At 73.5% G+C, this 19,362-nt stretch carries 18 protein-coding genes; 11 read left to right on the forward strand and 7 right to left on the reverse strand.

Going from position 1 to position 19,362, the window contains the following annotated elements:
- The first annotated feature begins 67 nt into the window (after window positions 1-67).
- Together BJ968_RS12270 and BJ968_RS12275 are read left to right on the forward strand one after the other, a co-directional pair.
- Window positions 68-475, forward strand: coding sequence for a RidA family protein (locus BJ968_RS12270; RefSeq protein WP_179752200.1), 408 nt, complete (start codon window positions 68-70; stop codon window positions 473-475).
- 77 nt (window positions 476-552) lie between these two features.
- Entirely contained in the window at window positions 553-1,902 is a 1,350-nt protein-coding gene (locus BJ968_RS12275; RefSeq protein WP_218885021.1) for an FAD-binding protein, read from the forward strand.
- 18 nt (window positions 1,903-1,920) lie between these two features.
- On the opposite strand, the gene BJ968_RS12280 is transcribed toward BJ968_RS12275, so the two are convergent.
- Complete coding sequence (locus BJ968_RS12280) at window positions 1,921-2,727, reverse strand: nitrilase-related carbon-nitrogen hydrolase (RefSeq protein WP_179752204.1); 807 nt, start codon at window positions 2,725-2,727, stop codon at window positions 1,921-1,923.
- The gene (hisD, locus tag BJ968_RS12285; protein WP_179752206.1) at window positions 2,724-4,040 is read right to left on the reverse strand and encodes a histidinol dehydrogenase; all 1,317 of its coding nucleotides are present in this window, start codon (window positions 4,038-4,040) and stop codon (window positions 2,724-2,726) included. Before hisD (BJ968_RS12285) ends, BJ968_RS12280 begins: the two co-directional genes overlap by 4 nt.
- Window positions 4,041-4,119: 79 nt before the next feature.
- Between hisD (BJ968_RS12285) and BJ968_RS12290 the strand changes: the two genes are divergently transcribed.
- Window positions 4,120-5,031 carry a LysR substrate-binding domain-containing protein gene (locus tag BJ968_RS12290; protein WP_179752208.1) on the forward strand — a complete coding sequence of 304 codons (912 nt, stop codon included), beginning with the start codon at window positions 4,120-4,122 and terminating at the stop codon, window positions 5,029-5,031.
- Between the two features lie 6 nt (window positions 5,032-5,037).
- On the opposite strand, the gene BJ968_RS12295 is transcribed toward BJ968_RS12290, so the two are convergent.
- From BJ968_RS12295 to BJ968_RS12305, 3 genes are all read right to left on the reverse strand, one after another.
- The gene (locus BJ968_RS12295) at window positions 5,038-6,207 is read right to left on the reverse strand and encodes a cupin domain-containing protein (RefSeq protein WP_179752210.1); all 1,170 of its coding nucleotides are present in this window, start codon (window positions 6,205-6,207) and stop codon (window positions 5,038-5,040) included.
- Between the two features lie 19 nt (window positions 6,208-6,226).
- Window positions 6,227-7,207 (reverse strand): ester cyclase, encoded by a 981-nt coding sequence (locus BJ968_RS26640; protein ID WP_179752212.1) that lies wholly within the window; start codon window positions 7,205-7,207, stop codon window positions 6,227-6,229.
- Between the two features lie 110 nt (window positions 7,208-7,317).
- Complete coding sequence (locus BJ968_RS12305; protein WP_179752214.1) at window positions 7,318-8,319, reverse strand: LacI family DNA-binding transcriptional regulator; 1,002 nt, start codon at window positions 8,317-8,319, stop codon at window positions 7,318-7,320.
- A 109-nt stretch (window positions 8,320-8,428) separates the two neighbouring features.
- Between BJ968_RS12305 and hisD (BJ968_RS12310) the strand changes: the two genes are divergently transcribed.
- The 8 genes from hisD (BJ968_RS12310) to BJ968_RS12345 all read left to right on the forward strand — a co-directional run bounded on the left by hisD (BJ968_RS12310) (window position 8,429) and on the right by BJ968_RS12345 (window position 16,773).
- Window positions 8,429-9,754 carry a histidinol dehydrogenase gene (gene hisD, locus BJ968_RS12310; protein WP_179752216.1) on the forward strand — a complete coding sequence of 442 codons (1,326 nt, stop codon included), beginning with the start codon at window positions 8,429-8,431 and terminating at the stop codon, window positions 9,752-9,754.
- Window positions 9,751-10,503, forward strand: a complete 753-nt coding sequence (locus BJ968_RS12315; protein WP_179752218.1) for an SDR family NAD(P)-dependent oxidoreductase — start codon at window positions 9,751-9,753, stop codon at window positions 10,501-10,503. Before hisD (BJ968_RS12310) ends, BJ968_RS12315 begins: the two co-directional genes overlap by 4 nt.
- Window positions 10,503-11,249, forward strand: a complete 747-nt coding sequence (locus BJ968_RS12320; RefSeq protein ID WP_179752220.1) for an HpcH/HpaI aldolase family protein — start codon at window positions 10,503-10,505, stop codon at window positions 11,247-11,249. The genes BJ968_RS12315 and BJ968_RS12320 overlap by 1 nt, the downstream gene beginning before the upstream one ends.
- 82 nt (window positions 11,250-11,331) lie before the next feature.
- A complete protein-coding gene (locus BJ968_RS12325; RefSeq protein ID WP_179752222.1) occupies window positions 11,332-12,636 on the forward strand; it encodes an ABC transporter substrate-binding protein in 1,305 nt (434 codons plus the stop codon).
- Window positions 12,637-12,677: 41 nt separating this feature from the next.
- Entirely contained in the window at window positions 12,678-13,550 is an 873-nt protein-coding gene (locus tag BJ968_RS12330; protein ID WP_179752224.1) for an ABC transporter permease subunit, read from the forward strand.
- The gene (locus BJ968_RS12335) at window positions 13,547-14,434 is read left to right on the forward strand and encodes an ABC transporter permease subunit (protein WP_179752227.1); all 888 of its coding nucleotides are present in this window, start codon (window positions 13,547-13,549) and stop codon (window positions 14,432-14,434) included. The genes BJ968_RS12330 and BJ968_RS12335 overlap by 4 nt, the downstream gene beginning before the upstream one ends.
- A complete protein-coding gene (locus BJ968_RS12340) occupies window positions 14,431-15,099 on the forward strand; it encodes an alpha/beta fold hydrolase (RefSeq protein ID WP_179752229.1) in 669 nt (222 codons plus the stop codon). Before BJ968_RS12335 ends, BJ968_RS12340 begins: the two co-directional genes overlap by 4 nt.
- Window positions 15,100-15,375: 276 nt before the next feature.
- Entirely contained in the window at window positions 15,376-16,773 is a 1,398-nt protein-coding gene (locus BJ968_RS12345; protein WP_179752231.1) for a glycoside hydrolase family protein, read from the forward strand.
- A gap of 28 nt (window positions 16,774-16,801) precedes the next feature.
- Here the strand turns inward: BJ968_RS12345 and BJ968_RS12350 are convergent, their stop codons facing one another.
- On the reverse strand, window positions 16,802-17,485 hold the full coding sequence (locus tag BJ968_RS12350) for a calcium-binding protein (RefSeq protein ID WP_179752233.1): 684 nt from the start codon (window positions 17,483-17,485) through the stop codon (window positions 16,802-16,804).
- Window positions 17,486-17,566: 81 nt separating this feature from the next.
- Window positions 17,567-19,360: a DUF2334 domain-containing protein gene (locus tag BJ968_RS26645; RefSeq protein WP_179752235.1), complete on the reverse strand. Its 1,794-nt coding sequence runs from the start codon at window positions 19,358-19,360 to the stop codon at window positions 17,567-17,569.
- Window positions 19,361-19,362 lie beyond the last annotated feature (2 nt).

Here is a 19,362-nt window from a genome sequence, read left to right on the forward strand (position 1 = left end):
CTGGGGTCGCGGTTCCCCAGGACGCTGGGGTGTTCCGGCCCCGGGCGGCGGCGGCACCGTTCCCGGCATGCCCACCACGCAGACCAGCGGGACCACCCGCATCAACCCGAGCAGCTGGAACCTCGCCCTCGGGTTCGACCAGGCCCAGCTCCGTCCCGCCCCGACCCGGCTGCTGACCTGCGCCGGCCAGGGGTCCGTCGACCGCGACGGGCGCCTCGTGCACGACGGCGACGTCACCGCCCAGATCGCCCTCGCCGTGGAGAACGTCGAGGACCTGCTGCACCGCGCCGGGATGGACTTCGGCGACGTCCTGCACCTGACCGTCCACGCCACCGACGTCGACGCCGTCCTGGCCGGGTACGGCCTGATCGCCGAGCGGTTCGCCCCGGCGACCCCGCCCGCCACGCTCGTCGGCGTCGACCGCCTCGCGGTGCCCGGGATGCTCGTCGAGATCACCGTCACGGCGGGCCGCTGATGTCCCGCCCCACGCGCAGCCAGCTGCTGCGGTCCCTCGCCGCCCTCCCCCTCCTCACCCCGTTCAGGAGCACCCCCGTGACGACTCCCCTCACCGCCGCCGACCAGCACGTCGAGACCCTGCGCGGTGTCCGGGGCCCGGTGCTCCACCCCGGTGACGGCGGGTTCGCCGAGGAGGTCGCCGGGTTCAACGCGGCCTTCCAGCCGCGCCCGTCGCTCGTCGTGGGCGCCACGACCGCCCACGACGTCGCCGCCGCCGTCCGGTACGCCCGCCTCACGGGGGCGGGGGTCCGGGCCCAGGCCACGGGCCACGGGCTGCGCTCCGACCTCGCCGGCACGGTCCTCGTCACGACGAAGCGGCTGGACGGGCTGCGGGTCGACCCGCGGCACCGCACGGCGACCGTCGGGGCGGGGGTGCGGTGGCGGGCCGTGGTCGACGCCGCCGCCGAGCACGGCCTCGCCCCGCTGTGCGGGTCGTCGTCGCAGGTCGGCGCCGTCGGGTACACCCTCGGCGGGGGGCACGGCTCCCTGGGCCGCCAGTTCGGGTACGCCGCCGACCACGTCCGGTCCCTCGACGTCGTCACCGCCGACGGGCACCGCCGGCACGTCGACGTCCTGCACCACCCAGACCTGTTCTGGGCGTTGCGCGGCGGCCGCGACGGGCTCGCCGTCGTGACCTCGATGACCGTCGACCTCGTCCCCGTCACCCGGTTGCACGGCGGCGGGATCTTCCACCCCGGCACCAGCGCGAAGGAGGTCCTGCACACCTGGCGGACCTGGGCGCCGACCCTGCCCGAGCACGTCAGCACGTCGGTGGCGCTGCTGCGGCTGCCCCCGGACCCGGCCCTGCCCGAACCCCTGCGCGGGCAGTTCGTCGTCCACGTCCGGTTCACCTCGACGGGCACGGCGGCCGAGGCCGACCGGCTCCTGCAGCCGGCGCGGTCGGCCGCGCCGGTGATCGTCGACACGATCGGGGAGATGCCGTTCACCGCGATCGACGGCGTGCACTCCGACCCCACCCGGCCCATGCCCTTCGCCGAGAGCGGGACCGGTCTGCGGGAACTGTGCGCGGGCACCGTCGACGCGGTCCTGGCCCGCGCCGACGCGAGCAGCGGCAGCGTCCTGGCGATGGTCGAGCTGCGACTGCTCGGCGGTGCCCTCGCCCGGCAGCCGCAGGTGCCGAACGCGGTCACCGGCCGCGGTGCGGCGTTCTCGCTCATGGGCCTCGGCGTCCCCGCCGGACCCGGGGGCGAACTCGTCCCGCAGCAGCTGCACGCCCTGACCACCGCCGTGCAGCCCTGGGCGACGGCGGGTCCGCTGAACCTCGCCGGCGACGGCGACCACGGCTCCCTGTGGTCGGCGCAGGACCGGGCCCGGCTCGCTGCCGTTCGCCGCCGGTACGACCCGCGGGGGACCCTGGCCCCCTGACGGGTCGTCCGGCCCGGGTCAGTACAGGTCGGTGCGCCGGTCCCCGACGAGGTGGGCGCGCGCGGTCAGGCGCTTGTCCCGGGCCGCGGCGACGTCGACGTCGGCCACCAGCAACCCCTCCCGGTCGTCGGCGGCCACGGGCCAGCCGTCGGCACCGACGACCGTGGTGCCGGCCGTCCAGCGCTGACCGCGTTCGGTCCCGGTGCGGTCGCAGCACACCACGACGACCCGGTTCACGCGGGCCGTGGCCATCGCGATGACGACCTCGGGGGGCCGTTCACCGTCCGGCCGCGGCACCAGCGGCCAGTTCGTCGGCACGGCCAGGACCTCCGCCCCGGCGAGCGCGACGTGCCGGGTGAGCTCGGGGAACTCCAGGTCGTAGCAGACCAGCGGCGCGAGCCGGCCGAACCCGGTGTCCAGGACCGGGGGCAGGGCGTCGCCGGCGACGAAGAACCGCTTCTCCTCGTCCCACAGGTGGACCTTGCGGTACACGGCGCGGACGCCCGTGCGGTCCACGACGGCGGCGCTGTTGAACAGCTCCCCGTCCGGACCCCGCTCGCAGAAACCCCCGACGACGACGGCGTCCCCCGCGGCCTGCGCCCAGCGGGTGAAGACGTCGTGGTCCGGGCCGATCGCCACGCCGGCCGCCTCCTCGACGGAGGCGAACACGTACCCGGAGGTGACGAGCTCGGGCAGGACGACGAGGTCGGCACCGGCCGCGGCGGCGTCCCGCACCGCCTGCACGGACCGGTCGCAGTTCCCGGCGAGGTCCCCCACCCGGGGCGCCGAGGTGTGGCAGGCGACGCGCGTCGTCGGGGAGGTCACCGCCAGCGGGCGGTGCGCAGGGTGGCGGTGGCGCTGTGCGCGGCCATCCCCTCGGAGTCGGAGATGACCTGCACCGCCGTGGCGAGGTCGGGCGTCGCCTCGCGCGCGATCCGCTGGTACGTGAGGGGTTTGAGGTAGCGGGAGACCGACAGCCCGGCGCTGTGCTTCGCGCCGCCCGCGGTCGGCAGGGTGTGGTTCGTACCGGCCATCCCTTTGTCGGAGTAGGCGACCGTGGACCACGGGCCGATGAACAGCGAGCCGTAGTTCGTCAGTCGGTCGTGGTACCAGTCGTCGTCGGCCGTGAGGACCTCGAGGTGCTCGGGGGCGAGGTCGTCCATCAGGGTGGCGGCCGTCTCGCGGTCGGCGGCCCACGTGACGCTGCCGTGGTCGCGCCAGGCGGCCCCGGCGATGTCGCGGGTCGCGAGGGTCTGGAGCTGGTGGTCGACCTCGGCGACGACCGCCCGGGCCAGTTCCTGCGACGTCGTCACGAGCGCGGCGGGGGAGTTGGGGCCGTGCTCGGCCTGGCCGAGCAGGTCGGCCGCCACGAGCACCGGGTCGGCCGTCTCGTCGGCGATCACGGCGACCTCCGAGGGGCCGGCGAGCAGGTCGATGGCGACGGTCCCGAACAACTGCCGCTTGGCCTCGGCGACGAACGCGTTGCCCGCTCCGACGAGCATGTCGACGGGGCCGTCGCCGACGAGCCCGAACGCCATGGCCGCCAGCGCCTGCACGCCGCCGAGGACGAACACCCGGTCGACCCCGGAGACCGCGGCGGCGTAGAGGACGGCGTCGTTCGCGCCGCCGTGCGGCTGCGGGGGGGTGCACGCGACCACCGACGGGACCCCGGCGACCTTGGCGACGCCGACCGTCATGAAGGCGCTCGCGGTCAGCGGGAACCGGCCCGCGGGCAGGTAGGCCCCGACGCGGCCGACGGGCACGTACCTCTGGCCGACGACGAGGCCGGGGGTGAGCTCGGTGGAGAAGTCGACGAGGTGCTCGCGCTGGGCGGCCGCGAAGGCGCGGGTGCGCTCCCCGCCGAGTTCGATGGCCGACCGCAGGTCGGCCGGGAGCCGGTCCCCGCTGCGGGCGACGGTCTCGGCGTCGAGTTCCACGGGGCGCCCGTCGTACCCGTCGAGCTCGGCGGCGTAGCGCAGGACGGCGTCCAGCCCGCCCTTCTCGATGTCGGTGAGCATCCCGGAGACGCGGGCGGCGACGGCGGGGTCGCGCTGCGCGGGCGGGGTGCTGACGGCCGGCGTCTTCACCGGCGTGAACCGACCGGCGAGGGCGGTCAGGAGGGCGGGGGTGAACTGCATGGCAGCAGGCTAGGAACGCCGGTGGCCGCAGGACAAGGACCAGGTTTCCTCCGGCTGCGACAGGGTTACCCTGCGGGTCGTGACCCTGAACCAGTTGCGTGCCCTCCTCGCCGCCGCCCGGACGGGGTCGTTCGCGGCGGCCGCGACGGAGCTGGGCATCGCGTCGGCCTCGGCGTCCGAACTCGTGCGCCGGCTGGAGGAGGAGCACGGCATCGCGCTGTTCACGCGGGGCCCGCGCCGGCTCGTGCTCACGAGCGCGGGCGAGCAGCTGCTGCCCTTCGCCGAGCAGTCGGTGACGGCCGCCGACGCGGGCGCGGACGCCGTGCGGTCGCTGCGCGACCTCGGGGGTGGGGTGGCCACGTTCGGGGTGCTGCGCAACGCGGACTACTACCTGCTGTCCGGGCTCGTGGAGGACTTCCACGCGCGGCACCCGGGGGTCCGGGTGCGACTGGTCGGGCTGAACTCGGTGGAGGTGGCCGCGGCCGTGGTGGCCGGGGAGCTCGAGGCCGGGCTCGTCGTCCTGCCCGTCGACGACGCGGGCCTGACGGTGACGCCCGTGCTGCGGGACGAGGTGGTCTACGTCAGCGCTCACCCCGAGCGGCTCAGTCGTCCGGTGACCACCGCCGACCTGGCCGCGGCGCCGCTGGTCCTCTACGACGCGCACTACGGGTGGCGGGACCCGACGCGTCGGCAGGTGGCCGGCCGGGCGCGGCTGGCCGGGGTGCGGCTGGAGCCGCTCATCGAGGTCGAGCACGTGGAGGCGGCGCTCGGGCTCGTCGCGCGGGGTGTCGGGGACACCTTCGTCAGCCGGGCCGTCGCGCGCAGCGCGGGCTTCCCCGCGAACCTGGGGACGGTGGGTTTCGCCGAACCCCTGCACGACGTCGTCGCGCTGGTGCAGCGGGAGGGGATCGCGGTCTCCCCGGCGACGCGCGAGCTCGCGCGGCTGGCCCGTCAGCGCCTGCTCGCGCAGGACGCCGACGGGCCGTCGTGAGACCGCTCAGTCGTCCTCGGTCGCGGTGACCATGACGCCGACGGGGGCCAGGTAGCCGTTCGGGTCGATCATCCGGTCGGTGTCGCGGGCGGCGTCGACGACCTCGGGGGCCCACTCCAGGTACACGCGGTCGTCGCCGGAGTTGACGACGAGCAGCTCGCCGGCGCCCGAGGGGCCCTCCTCGAGGCAGCGGAACGCGCGCCAGGCCCCCGGCGGGACGGAGAACGAGTCCCGCGGGCCGAGCTCCACCGTGGTGGCCGGGTCGCCGTTGAGGGTGATCGCCCACCGGCCCGACGTCACCAGCAGCGCCTGGGTGCGGTCGTGCCGGTGCCGCAGCAGCCCCTCCTCGGCGGCCGCGCGGACCCAGGCCACGTTGAAGGAGTGCGGTTCGGTGACGTTGGGGACCTGGCGGCGGTCCTCGGTCATGCCGTAGCCGATGACGAGGGCGAGCTCGGCCGCCCCGCCGGGCAGCGTCGCGCACAGCAGCGCGTCGCGGCTGTAGACCCGGTCACCGGGCTGGACGACGCGGCGGCGCATCTCCTCGACGGAGTACGTCGTGAGCTCGTCGATGTACTTCGCCTTCATGGGCTTGATGAGGGCGACGTCCTCGGGCAGCTCGTCACCGGCGACGGTGTCGACGAGGCGGTTGTCGGCGGTCAGGTGCAGACCGTGGGACTCGGCCTCCTTCAGCACCGACGGGCCCCAGATGATGCCGCCGGTGACGTCGCGGCCCAGCACGGTCCACAGGATGCCGTCGTCGGGGCCCTCGTTGGTGAAGCCGCGGAAGATCCACGTCGGGACGGTGATGACGTCGCCGTCGGTGCTGACGTACTCGCCCTGCTTCCCGTCGACGCCCCAGCGGAGCCGGAACTCACCGCCGAGGTTCACGAACACCTCGGCCGTGAAGTGCAGGTGCAGGTTGTTGGAGATGCCGTTCGGCATCCCGGCCGCGCCGGTGTTGAAGCCGTGCGGTTCGGTGAGGTTGATGAACTGGCTGGCGTTCTGCGACACGCCGCCGCCGATGAAGGCGTAGTTCTCCTTGCGGTCCGAACCCGGTGTGCGGCAGTCGATGAACGCGGCGTTGCAGGCGACCCAGTCGCTGCGGCGGACGGTGCGGCGCTCGATCTCCGCCGCGTCCACGGTGAGTTCGGTGTGCTCGGTGTGCTCGGTGGTCATGAGGTTCCCCCGCGGCTTCTCAGTAGATGTTGGTCGGGCCCAGCTCGACGTCGCCGCGCGTGCCGACGATCTGCGCGCGCAGGGCGATGTCGTCCCAGAGGCGGACCTCCTTGACGAGCGCCCCCTGGTGGAACGTGAACTGGGAGATGCCGAGGACGTCGACGGGCTCGCCCGTCCGCGGGCCGTAGGTGGTCACGCCCGTGTAGTCGCCGACGAACTTCCAGGTGACGGCGACGCGGAGGCCGCCGTAGCGCACGGCGTGGTTCGTCTGGACGTCGCGGACCTGGAACTGCCCGGACGGGAAGCACTGCAGGAACCTCAGCAGCGCGCGGCGGTAGCCCTCGGGGCGGATCACGACGCGGTTGCCCACGGTGAGGAGCACGAGGTCGCGCGCGAAGAAGGTCTCCACCTTCTGCAGGTCCCGCCCGTTCCAGACCGTCTCGACCATCTCCAGGACCCGTTCGACCTCGGAGCGGTGCTCGTCCGGGCGCGGACCCGAGTCGCCGGCGGCGACGACGTCCGCCGGGGCCGGCCGGGTCCAGGACCCCGTGTACCCGCGGAACGCCTGCGCACGGGCCGCCTCGTCCACGTCCAGGCCCAGGGTGAGCGCGCCGGCGAGGGAGTCGCGCACGACCCACTCCTCGACCATGCGCCCCCGGCGGTAGAGGCAGTTCGCGATGGTCCGGCTGTGCGCGCCGGTCAGCAGGTCGCCCGAGAGCACGAGGTGGGAGCTGAGGAAGGCGTCGTCCCCGCGGGCCTCCCAGACGACGTCCTCGGCCTGGCCCGTCCGGTCGGGGGTGGCCGCGATCCGCATCAGGGTGCCCTCGACGACCTCGTCGCGCGTGGTCGAGGTGCCGTAGGCGCCGTGCACGATCGAGTCCGGTTCGTAGTTCTCGCGGATGAAGCTGATGGAGCGGTCGACCCAGATGAGGTCGGTCACCTCGCGGATGAAGTCGTCGGGGTCGGCGTACGGCTTGTACGCGATCGGATCGAGAGCCACTGGAGATCGTCCCTTCGCTGGCGCGGTCCGGCGGCCTCCACGCTCACCGGCACCCACAGGTTATGCGTATGCACAAAAAGGGTGCAAGGGGTTGCCCCGGAGTTCCCGGGTCAGTGCGCGGGGGCCGCGCCCAGGGTGCGCCGCTCGACGAACGCGGTGTCGAACGTGCTGTGGGTCAACGGGCTCGCCGGCTCGTCGATCCGCCGGACGGCCAGGCGGGCGGCCTCCCGGGCCATCGCCTCGAGGTCGTAGGCGATGGTCGACAGCTGCAGGATGGGCCAGGACGCCGGCGGGAGGTCGTCGAACCCGACGACCGACACGTCCTCGGGGACCCGGGCGCCGGCCCGCGCCGCGGCGTTCAGCGCGCCGTAGGCGACCACGTCGTTGCCGCAGAAGATCAGCGTGGGCGGTTCCGGCAGCGCCAGCAGCTCGGTGACCGCCGCGTCCCCGACCCCGGTCTCGTAGGGGCCCCGGCGCACGAACCGGGTCTCCAGGGCCAGCCCGTGGTCGGCCATCGCGGCCCGCAGGGCGAGCTCGCGCGACTGCCCCGTGCTGGTGTTGCTCGGGCCGAGCACGGCGCCGATGCGGGTGTGGCCGAGTTCCACGGCCCGCCGGGCCGCGTCGGCGAAACCCCGTGCGGGGGAGACGACGGTGGCGTCGGCGTCGACCTGGGTGCCGGTGCGGTTGAGGTACACGAAGGGCAGCCCGCGGTCGCGCAGGCGCAGCGGGGCGACCGAGTCGACCGTCGTCGTGGCCAGGACCACGCCGTCGATCCCGTTGGCGAGCAGGCGGTCCACGACGTCGCCGTCGTCGGCGGACTCGGTGTGCAGCACCAGCTGGTAGCCGTGGTTCTCCAGTTCGTGGTGCACCGGCGCGATGATGTGGTGGTAGAACTCGTTGTTCAGGTCGGTCACGAGCAGGCCGATGCGCCGGGTCCGCCCCGAGGACAGCGCGCGACCGGCGTCGCTCGGCACGTAGCCCAGGAGGCCGGCGGCCTCGCGCACGCGTTCCTTGGTCTGCTGCGACAGGCGCGGGTCGTCGCGCAGGGCCCGGGAGACGGTCGGCTGCGAGACACCGGCGACGCGCGCGACGTCGCGGCTCGTCACTGCCATGGTGGACCCTCCGCCCCCGGTTCGACCGGCCCGGAGTCTAGCCGACCTCCTCTCCACCGTGTATACCTGGAACCCCTGCCGACATACGTATGCACGGAGAGGTCCCGCAATGGTGCTGCACCTGAAGAGCGCGCCCACGAAGTCGTTCGCCGACACCGCCCAGCACGACGTCGCCGCCCGCGTCGCGGCGATCGTCGCCGACGTCCGCCGCGACGGCGACGCCGCCGTCCGCCGGTACGCCGAGCAGTTCGACGGCTGGACCGGGCCCACCCGCCTCGACGACGCGCGCGTCGAGGAGGTCGTGGCCACGCTCGACCCCCAGGTGGTCGAGGACATCCGGTTCGTGCAGGACCAGGTCCGCACCTTCGCCCAGGCGCAGCGCGACACCCTCGTCGACCTGGAGGTCGAGACCCTGCCCGGGGTCCGGCTGGGGCAGAAGCACGTCCCGGTCCAGGCCGCCGGGGCGTACGTCCCCGGCGGGAAGTACCCGCTGACGGCGTCGGCGCACATGACCGTCGTCACTGCCAAGGTCGCCGGGGTCCCGCGCGTCGTGGCCTGCACGCCGCCCATCCGGGGTGAGGTCCCCGCGGCGACCGTCGCCGCCATGAAGCTCGCCGGGGCCGACGAGATCCACGTCCTCGGCGGGGTGCAGGCCATCGCCGCGATGGCCCTGGGCACCGAGTCGATCCCCGCCGTCAACCTCCTCGCCGGGCCGGGCAACCCCTACGTCGCCGAGGCGAAGCGGCAGCTGTTCGGCGAGGTCGGGATCGACCTGTTCGCCGGCCCCACCGAGATCCTCGTCGTCGCCGACGAGGGCGCCGACCCGTTCCTCGTCGCCGTCGACCTCCTCTCGCAGGCCGAGCACGGGCCCGAGTCGCCCGCGGTGCTCATCACCACCTCGCGCACCCTCGGCGAACAGGTCCTCGCGCACGTCGAGCGGTTGCTGCCCGGGATGCCGACGGCCGACTACGCCGGCCCGGCGTGGCGCGACTGGGGTCAGGTGCTCGTCGTCGACGACCTCGACGAGGCGTACGCGCTCGCCGACCGCTTCGCCTCCGAACACGTGCAGGTGTTCACCGCGGACCCGCGCGAGGCCCTGGAGAAGATGCACGACTACGGCGCGCTGTTCCTCGGGGAGGGCACCTGCGTCTCGTACGGGGACAAGGTCATCGGGACCAACCACGTCCTGCCGACGCTCGGCGCCGCGCGGTACACGGGCGGTCTGTGGGTCGGCAAGTACCTGCGCACCGTCACCTACCAGGAGATCACCGACCCGGCGTCGTCCGCGCGGCTCGGGGAGGTGTGCGGGCGCGCGGCCCGGGTGGAGCTGTTCGAGGGCCACGCCCGGTCCGGCGACGTCCGGGCCTGGAAGCACGCGGGCCGCCGCGCCGCCTGGATCGAGGAGGCCCTGGCGGCCGGGACGGTCGCGCCGTGAGCGACCTGGCCGGTCGCACGGCCCTCGTGACCGGCGGCGGCAGCGGCCTGGGGGCCGCGATCGCGACGGCCCTGCGCGGCGCCGGCGCGGACGTCGTCGTCGTCGGGCGCGACGTCGCGAAGCTCGCCGCCGTGGCCGACCGGCTCGGGGCCCGGGCCGCGGTGTGCGACGTCGCCGACCCGGTGGCCGTGGACCGGCTGCGCGAGGAGCTGGCCGACGTCGAGGTCTCGATCCTCGTCAACAACGCCGGGGTCCCCGGCCCCGTCGCGCCGCTGACGGAGGTCTCCGTGGAGGAGTGGGACCACGTGTTCGACGTCAACGTCCGGGGGACGTTCCTGGTGTGCCGGGCGTTCCTGCCCGCGATGGTCGCGCGCGGGGCCGGGGACGTCGTGAACCTGGCCTCGGTCTCGGGCAAGCGCCCGCTGCTGCACCGCACGCCGTACTGCGCGTCCAAGACGGCCGTCATCGGCCTGACCTCGACGCTGGCCTTCGAGGTCGGTCCCGCGGGCGTCAACGTCAACACGCTCTCCCCGGGCCCGGTCGACGGTCCGCGCATGGACCGGAACTTCCGGCTCGCCGCCGAGCGCACCGGGACGACCGTCCAGCAGGCGCAGGAGGAGTTCGTCTCGCGGGCCGCGCTGGGGCGCATGGTGACCGAGGAGGAGGTGGGGCGGGCCGTGGTCGCGATGCTGGGCATGCCCGGGTTGTGCGGCGCCGACGTCGACCTCTCGGCGGGGATGGTCGCGTGATGGCCGACTCGTTGCGGGAGAGGGCCGGCGCGGGGGAGCGGCTGGTCGGGGTGCTGCTGCGGATGCCCGCCGAGGAACTCGTGGAGATGGCGGCCGTCGCGGGGTTCGACTTCGTGCTCGTGGACTGCGAGCACGGGGCGGGCGACGTGCTCGCGCTGCGGCAGCACGTCGCCTTCGCGGCTGTGCACGGGGTCCCCGTCGTCGTGCGGGTCGGCAGCGGGGACCCCGGGATGGTGCTGCGGGTGCTCGACCAGGGCGCGGAGGGCATCCTCGTCCCGCACGTCGACGACGCCGCCCAGGCGGCGGAGGTCGTCGCCTCGGCGCACTACCCGCCGCTGGGGCAGCGCGGTTTCGCGACCTACAGCCGGGCGGGGCGGTTCGGCACCCTGGACCCCGGGACGCACCGGGAGAACCAGTTGCGCCGGACCCTCGTGCTGGGGATGGTCGAGTCGCCGGCGGGGGTGGCGGCCGTCGACGAGATCCTGCGGACACCGGGCATGGACGGGGTGATGGTCGGGCCGGCGGACCTGGCGGCCGCGTCCGGGCCGGACGACCCGTCGCCGCAGGAGTCGACGGCCCGCGTGAACGCGGCGGTCGCGGCCGGCGGGAAACTCCGGATGGACATCGTCGGGAACGCCCCGGCGGCTTCGGCGGCCTTCGCCGACGGGGCGAACCTCGTCGTCTACAACCTCGCGCACGCCCTCATGGCGCACCTGGCCGAACTGCGCCTCGCGAAACCCCGGTGAAACCCGGAGGCAACGCGATCGGTACACGGGAGTTCCCCGATGAGGCTTCCCTTCGGATTGTGCATACGCATACGCTCTGAGCATGCCCACAGAGAAGCGCACCTTCGCCCTCATCGCCGCGGCCGTCGCGGGTGCTCTCGTCTTCACCGGATGCGGCGCCGGCAGCCGCGTCGGCAACGACAACGCGACGTCCGTCGCCTGCGACTACGAAGCCCCCAAGGCCAAGACGACGGTCAACGTCCTGGCCTACAACTCCTCCGCGATCGACCCCTTCACCAACACCATGGTGTCCAGCTGCACCAAGGGCGACGTCACGGTCAAGCACGACCCCATCGACTTCGGCGGGCAGGTCACCAAGACCACCGCCACCCTCGCCGGGAGCACCGGCACCTACGACCTCATCGAGACCTACGGCTTCATCATCCCCGGCCTGGCGGAAGACGACAAGCTCGTGCCCCTCGACGACCTCTACGCCGAGCACGCCTCCGAGCACGGGCTCGACGCCATCAGCGAGTCGATGCGGCAGGGGATGTCCTACGACGGCAAGCTCTACGCGCTGCCGATGCAGGCGCAGATGTTCGTCCTGGCCTACCGCGAGGACCTCTTCGACCAGCTCGGGCTCAAGGCCCCCACGACGTTCCCGGAGATGGTCTCGGCCGCCCAGGCCATCCAGGCCGCGGGGCTGGTGGAGCACCCGATCGCCCTGCCGTGGCTGGCCACCTCGGACGTCACGACGAGCTTCGAGGCCGCCATGAACTCCCTCGGCGCCGACTTCGTCGACGCCGACGGGAAGGTCACCCTCGACGGCCCGGAGGCGCAGCAGGCGCTCGAGGCGATGCTCGCCCTCAAACCCTTCATGGACCCGCAGGTCACGACGTTCGACCAGCCCAAGGTGCAGCAGCAGATGTACAACGGCACCGCGGCCATGTCGATCATGTTCTCCGGCCGCATGAACGACCTGACGCTGGCCTCGAACTCGAACCTCGCCGACGAGTTCGCGTTCGCCGGCGCCCCCAAGCTCACCGCCGACGCGCAGTACAGCTACAGTCGGCTGTCCATCGACGGCTGGTCGATCCCGAAGAACACCGAGCTCGACCACGACATGCTCTTCACGATGATGGCCTCGGCGGTCGGTGAGGACGCGTCGAAGGCGTCGATCCCCGCCGCCTACCCCGCCCGCGAGGGTCTCGTCACCACGTCGAACTCGCCCTACGGGGAGGCCGCCAACGCGTCCATCGCCTCGACCATGCCGCCCGTCGTCTCCCCGGTGCTGGCCGACCTCAGCAACGAGATCCGGCCCCTCCTCGTGCAGGTCCTGAACGGTGAGCTGCCCGTGGCGGACGGGATGGCGCAGATGCAGGCGGCGGGGGAGAAGCTCGCCGGCTGACCGCCCACCCGTTCCGTCGCCCGCGAGGAGGGACCCCGGTCGTGAAAGCACGAGAGTTCTGGTTGTTGTTCTCCCCCAGCCTGGTCGTCATGGTCGGGCTGCTGGTCCTCCCGCTCGTCCGCACGCTCCAGTGGAGCGTCGAGGACGTCCGGTACGGGAGCCCGGGCACGTTCGTCGGGCTCGCCAACTTCGCGGCGGCCCTGAGCGACGCCCGGTTCGGGCGGGCGGTCCTGTTCACCGTCGTCGTCACCGTCGTCACCACCGCGGTGCTGCTGGTGCTGGGCTACCTCATCGCCATCGGCGTGAACCGGCTGACGACGTCGCGGCCCCTGGTCCTGGGCATCATGCTCGTCTCGTACGTCCTGCCGAACCTCGTGGGGGCGGTCGCCTACTCGTGGTTGTTCGACGACAACTTCGGGGGCCTCGTCAACCGGTTCGTCGGGCTCCTCGGCGGGTCGGAGGTGCTCTGGTTCACCGACCAGGTGCCCAACGCCGTGGTCGTCGTCTCGAACACCGTCTGGCACATGCTGCCCTTCGCCATGCTCATCGTCCTGGCCGGTCTGCAGTCGGTGCCCACCGAACTGCGGGAGGCGGCCACCATCGACGGGGCCTCGTCGTTCCAGACCCACCTACGGGTCATCATCCCCACCATGCGCGGGGTGCTGGGCTTCGTCACCCTCATCTCGATCATGGACGTGCTGCGCATGTTCGACAACCTCATCCCGCTGTCGCCGCAGGCCGCGGCCATCGGGAACGAGTCGATCATGATGTACGTCTACTCGGTCGCCTTCGCCGACGGCGCCCAGGACCTGGGGCTGGGCAGCGCCATCAACGTGCTGACCATCGGGCTCATCCTCGTCATGCTCGTCCCGTTCATCCGCGGGATCTTCAAGGAAGCGAAGGTGGCCCGGTGAGCCTGCACACCGAACCGACCGCGCGGGTCCGGCGCCCGGCCCCGCGCCCCGGTCCGCGGCCGGTGCGCCGGCGCCCGCCCGTGGCGGCGGGGGTCCTGCTGGGGATCGTCTGCGTCATCACCCTCGCGCCCTTCGTGTGGATGGCGCTGTCCGTCACGAAACCCACGAACGTCGCCTTCGCCAACCCGCCCGTGCTCTCCGGGTACACCCCGACGCTGCAAGCCTTCACCGACCTCTGGCAGACCACCTACTTCGCCGACTACCTGGCGAACACCCTCGTCGTCGCGGTGATCTCGACGGTCATCGCCCTCGTCATCGGGATCCCCGCCGCCTACGCGCTGTCGAGGTTCCCGACCTACGTCTCGGCGCTGCTGCTGGTCCTGGCGCTGGTGTTCCGGGCCCTGCCCCGATTCTCGGTCGTCCTGCCCATGTACGACATCAGCCGGGCCCTGGGGATCTACGACACGACGTTCGCCCTCGCCGTGGCGCTCGTCGCGATCAACCAGCCGTTCACGATCTGGCTGCTGCGCAACTTCTTCGCCGAGATCCCCCGGGAGCTCGACGAGGCCGCCATGATCGACGGCTGCACGCGCATCGGCATGCTGCGCCGGGTGATGATCCCCCTCATGCGGCCAGGCATCCTCACCGCCGGGATCTTCGTGTTCCTCTTCGCCTTCCAGGAGTACCTCACCGCGCTCGTGCTCACCGACTCCTCCTCCAAGACGGTGCCGGTGTTCATCGCGACCCAGCTGGGCCAGACCCTGCCGATGCTGCAGCAGGCCGGGGCGGCGTCGCTGCTGCTGACCCTGCCCGTGGTCGTCATCGCGTTCGTGGCGCAGAAGTACCTCGTCGCCGGGCTCAGCGACGGTGCCGTGAAGGGGTGAGCCCGCTCGTCCTGCTGCCGGGCATGAACTGCACGGCGGACCTGTGGACGGGGTGCGGGCTGGACGACGCCCTCACCCCGTCGCTGGACCGGACCACCGTGGGCGAGCAGGTGGAGCACCTGCTCGCGGTGCTCCCGCCCCGCTTCGCCCTCGGCGGCCTGTCGCTGGGCGCGGTCGTGGCCGCCGAACTCGCCCTCGCCGCCCCGGACCGGGTGACCGCGCTCGTCCTGGCGTCCGTCAACCCCGGCCGCCCGACGCCGGCCCAGCGGGCCTCCTGGCGCCGGTGGTGCGCAGCCCTCGACGCGGGGACCTCCGCCCGCCAGCTCCAGGCGGGCGTCCTCGACGCGCTGGTCCCGCCGGACGTCGCCGCCGCCCGGCCCGACCTCGTGGCGCGGGTGCTGGCCATGGGCTCGGACGAGCACCTGCTGCGGTGCCAGCTGGCGCAGCAGGACAGCCGCTGCGGCCTGCTGGACCGGCTGCCGCGCCTGCGGGTCCCCCCGCTCGTGGTCTCCGGCGCGCGGGACGTCCTCTGCCCGCCGGAGTTCCACGCCCGGCTCGCCGGGGCGGTCCCCGGCGCCGAGGTCGTCGGGCTGCCCACGGGGCACCTCGTCCCCCTCGAGGCGCCCGTGGAGTTCGGGGAGCTCGTGCGGGCCCGGGTCGGCTGAGCCGGTCCGCGTCGACGACCCCGGGACCCGGGACCCCGAGCAGCGGCCGGCCGCGCCGTCCCCGTGCCAGACTGGGCGGGACGCGGGGTCCGGCGCCCGCGACGGACGCGGAGGTCCACGGTGAACCGCAGATCGGCACTGGGGCTCGGGGCGTCGGGGACGGTCGCGGTGGCTGCTGCGGCGTGCTCGGCCGGCGGGGGACGTCCCCGGTCCGCGCGATCGGCGCCCGGGCCGTCCACGGCGGCGGCCGTCGAAGGGGTCGTACCGGCCGGCCGGTTGGAGTTCGACGTCCGGGACGCCGGCGGCCGGTTGCTGACGTGGTCGGAGTTCCGGGCCCGGCAGTCCAACGGTGCCGGTGACGACGGGTACGACGACTTCCTCGTGGACGGCACCACGTTGCAGGTCCTGACCCCGTGGCCGCTGGAGGAGGGGCCGGGGACCTTCGCCCTGGACCGCCCTGCGGGGCGGGTGACCCTCGCGCTGGCGTGGGACACCTCCGACGGCTACGGGCAGCTCTTCCTGGACCTGCCGGCGGCCGGGACCCACGAGTTCTCCGAGACCGCCGCGGAACAGGCCGCCGTCGAACTCGACCTGCAGCTGCGCGAACGGCCGTGGTACTCACCGTCCGTCCCGGTGCAGGAGGCGCGGTCGGCCGCGACGGACCTGCTCGCCCGGATGCGCGCGCAGGACGACCCCGCGCGCCGTGGTGCCCTGGCCGCGCAGGCGCTCGACGCGTTGGTGCACGCGCAGTTGGCCGTCCAGGAGGAGTCGGGGCGGCAGCGCGCCGGTGACCGTCCGGTCGTGCTCGGCGTCACCTTCGACGACCCGTCACGCCACGACGCCCTCGCCGCGGTCCGCGACCTGACCCCGGTCGGGCAGCCGTGGGTGCGGTACGTGTTCGACGTGGCGGACGGACCCGAGGCCTACCGCGCCGACGTCGCCGCGGCCCGGGCGTCCGGGGTGCAGGTCCTCGGCCAGTTCCTCGACTCCTCCCAGTTCGCGGGTGTGAGCCAGCCGCAGTGGCAGCGCCGGGTGGCCGACTACGTGCGGGCGTTCCCGGACGTCGCGGCGTGGGAGGTCGGCAACGAGGTCAACGGCGGGTGGACCGGTCCGGACGCCGGGGCCAAGACGCGGTGGGCCGCCACCCACGTGAAGCAGAACTCCAGCGCGCGCACCCTCGTCACGCTGTACTGGCAACTGGGGGAGGGCGAGGCGGTGGAATCCGTCTTCACCTGGGCCGCGGCGAACCTGCCGGGGACGGACGTCGACGACGTGGGGTTGTCCGTCTACCCGGAGGAGCACCCCCTCGGGGCTTCGCTGGACCGGGTCCTGCGGACCCTGCGCCAGGCCTACCCGGGACGGCGGCTGCTCCTCACCGAACTCGGGTACGGTGCCGCGGACTTGCGGCCGCTGTGGTGGTGGGGCACGCGGGGTGACACCGCGGCCGCCCGGGTGCAGGTCGCGCGGTTCTACGCGTCGGCCGTCAACGGCATCGGCGACGGCGGGACGTTCTGGTGGTACTTCCTGCAGGACGCCCTCCCGCCGTCGCCGGTCCACGCGGCGCTCGCCGCCCCGGGGGCGGGGTCGTCGGGCACCCCGGTGGCGTGGAGGGTGCCGCGCGGGCTGCGCACGCTGCGGGGCCGGGGCCGGGGCCGGGGCCGGGGCCGGGGCTGAGGTGTGGTGGCACGGCCCGAGGGGACGCTCAGGGCAGGGTCGCGGGTTCGACCCGCAGACCGCTGAACCGCACCTCGGCGTCCTCGGAGTACAGGCCGACGGCGCCCGGGACGCCCGGATCCGCGGGGACGGTGAACGACACCACCGCGGCGTGGTCGACCCAGACGTCGATCGTCGCCCCGAGCTGACGCACGCGGACGTCGTGCGGCCGGTCCCCCGCCACGGGCGCGTCACCGGTGGCGAGGAAGCGCTGGCCACCGGTGGCCGACGGGTCGACCTGGCCCAGTTCCCAGCCGTTGGGCTTGAGGGCGAAGTAGTAGAAGCGGCGCTCGGCGTCGTAGTGCCACACGAGCCAGCCCACCTCCCAGGGGTTGGGGCGGGAGCCGGTGCGCAGCTGCCGGACGGTGTGGACGGTGGCGCGCAGGTCGAGGTCGCCGTACTGCCGGACGGACACCACCAGGCCGGCATGCGTCTGCTCCGGGTCGCTCGCCGGTGCGGGGGACAGCGTGATGGCCGTCCCGCGGGAACTGGTCCGCCCGTGGCCGTCGTACACCGCGATCCAGTCGCCGTGCGCCGAACCGTCCGCCCACACCTCGGCCGGGTGCGACCACCACCACGAGCCGGTGGCCGCGCCCGCCGCGACGAGCAGCACGAGCGCGGCGGCGAGCGTGCGCCGTCGGGCCGTGCGCCACGGTGAGGGTCCAGGTGTCACGACCCTCAAGTCGGCCGCTCCTCCTCCACCGCGGTGGCCGGCCACCGGTGCGTCACTTGGTTCGGGTCGAGGCACGAGGTATCACACGCTGCCGGCGGCGACGAACGTGTAACCCAGTGCCTTGATCCCGGTGACCACCTGCTGCAGGTAGGTGATCCCGAGGTAGGGGTGGTAGAAGAAGCTCGCGAAACCGTCGCGCACGACGAGGTTGGCCCGGGCGGTCGCGACGAGGTCCGCGGGCAGGCGGGCGGGGTGGTTGTTGAAGGGCTCGGGTTCGACGTTGCCGACGCACTCGGGCAAGACCTTCGTGCCGTAGAGGTCCTTGACGGCGTAGGGGAAGTACTGCCCGTTGAGGCGGGTGCTGTCGACCGCACCGGTGAGCAGGCCGCCGAAGTAGAGACCCCGGTCGTAGCGGGTGGCGAACCTCGCAGCGACGGCCCGGTAGTCGGTGGCGCTGCCCGCGTAGTGCGGGAACTCGAAGATGGTCGGTGACCCGAGCCGGGTAGCGGTGAAGACGCTGTCGGACGACGTGAGCCGGGCGGTGGCCCAGGTTGTCGAGTCCTCCGGGACGGGGCCGTCGTAGACGACGGTGTTCGAGGCGTCTACGTGGGCGCGGAAGAACTCGAAGTCGTTCGCGCTCACCCCGTCGTACGGGTTCGCCACGGTGGAGTACTGGTGGGTGTACCCGTGCATCAGGATCGTGCCGCCCCTGGTCTTCGCGTACTTCAGGGCGTTCACGACCGCGGGCACCGCCGAGAGCGTGTAGTCCTCGGCGACCCCGTCGTTCAGGGTTCCCAGCGGGTCCACGTAGCGCGGGTAGACCGCGAGGGTGAACGGGACCGACTGGGAGGCCAGGTAGTCGGCCACGGCGCGGATCTCGGTCGGGTCGGCGTCCGGGCCGACGTCCTCGATGCGGACCATCGCCCGGTGCCGGGTGGCCGTCGCGGGGGCGAGCGCGTCGAAGAGCAGGTCGGCGAACGCGAGGTAGCGGTCGCCGTGGTCGACGTAGGCGAAGGGCACCTCCCCGACGTAGGTGAAGGTGCCCGACCGGGTCGCCCACGGGAACGACGTCCCGTCGGGCCGCTGCGCCGTGGCCAGCACGCTGGCCCTGGACGCGTCGCTCACCACGACGTCCATGATCCCGGACTGGTTGACGGTGTCCCGGCGAAGGGACTGCCCCTGGTAGGTGACGGTCGCGACGGCGCTGGTGTCGAACTGCTTCCACGTCCACCCCCTGCGGGTGGCGAAGCCCGTGTCGGCGGCCGTGAGCTGCCAGATGTTGTCGTACACCCAGATGACGGGCTTCGTCGTGGCGGTGACGTCGCTGAGCAGGGCGGCGGGCAAGGGTTCGTCGTAGGTGGAACCCAGGTACACCAGCGCCGTGTGCGACGAGAGCAGGCCGGCCGTGTACGACCGGGTGGGCAGCGTCGTCCAACTCCCGAAGTGCGAGACGAGGTTCGCCGTCTGCTGCGCGTACAGCTCCCCCAACCACCCCCACGGACCGCTGTCGTCGTAGACGATCAGCGTCTTGGTCGCCGTGCTCAGGCCGGTCCCGGTGGCGCTGGTGACCGCCGCGGCGGTCAGGGTGGCGCCCGGGGGTACCGGCGGGGCCGGCAGCGGGGCGGTCGGTGGCTGGGTGGCGCGCCGGGGTCCGCGGGGGCGTCGCTCCGGCGGAGGTGGGGGAGCGACCAGCTTGCCGACGTCGGACAACGAGTGGTGCTTGCCGCGGCGGCTGCCGGGGGGCCGGGCCGCCGCGGCGGAGGTGGCCAGGGGCAGCGCGAGGGCCGCGGCCAGCCCGGTGGCGCCGGCGGCGCGCAACGCCTCGCGGCGGTCGACGCCACGGCGGACGGGGTGGTGCGGGTGCTCACGGGTCACGG

Source organism: Kineococcus aurantiacus, from assembly GCF_013409345.1.
Classification (GTDB): Bacteria; Actinomycetota; Actinomycetes; order Actinomycetales; family Kineococcaceae; genus Kineococcus; species Kineococcus aurantiacus.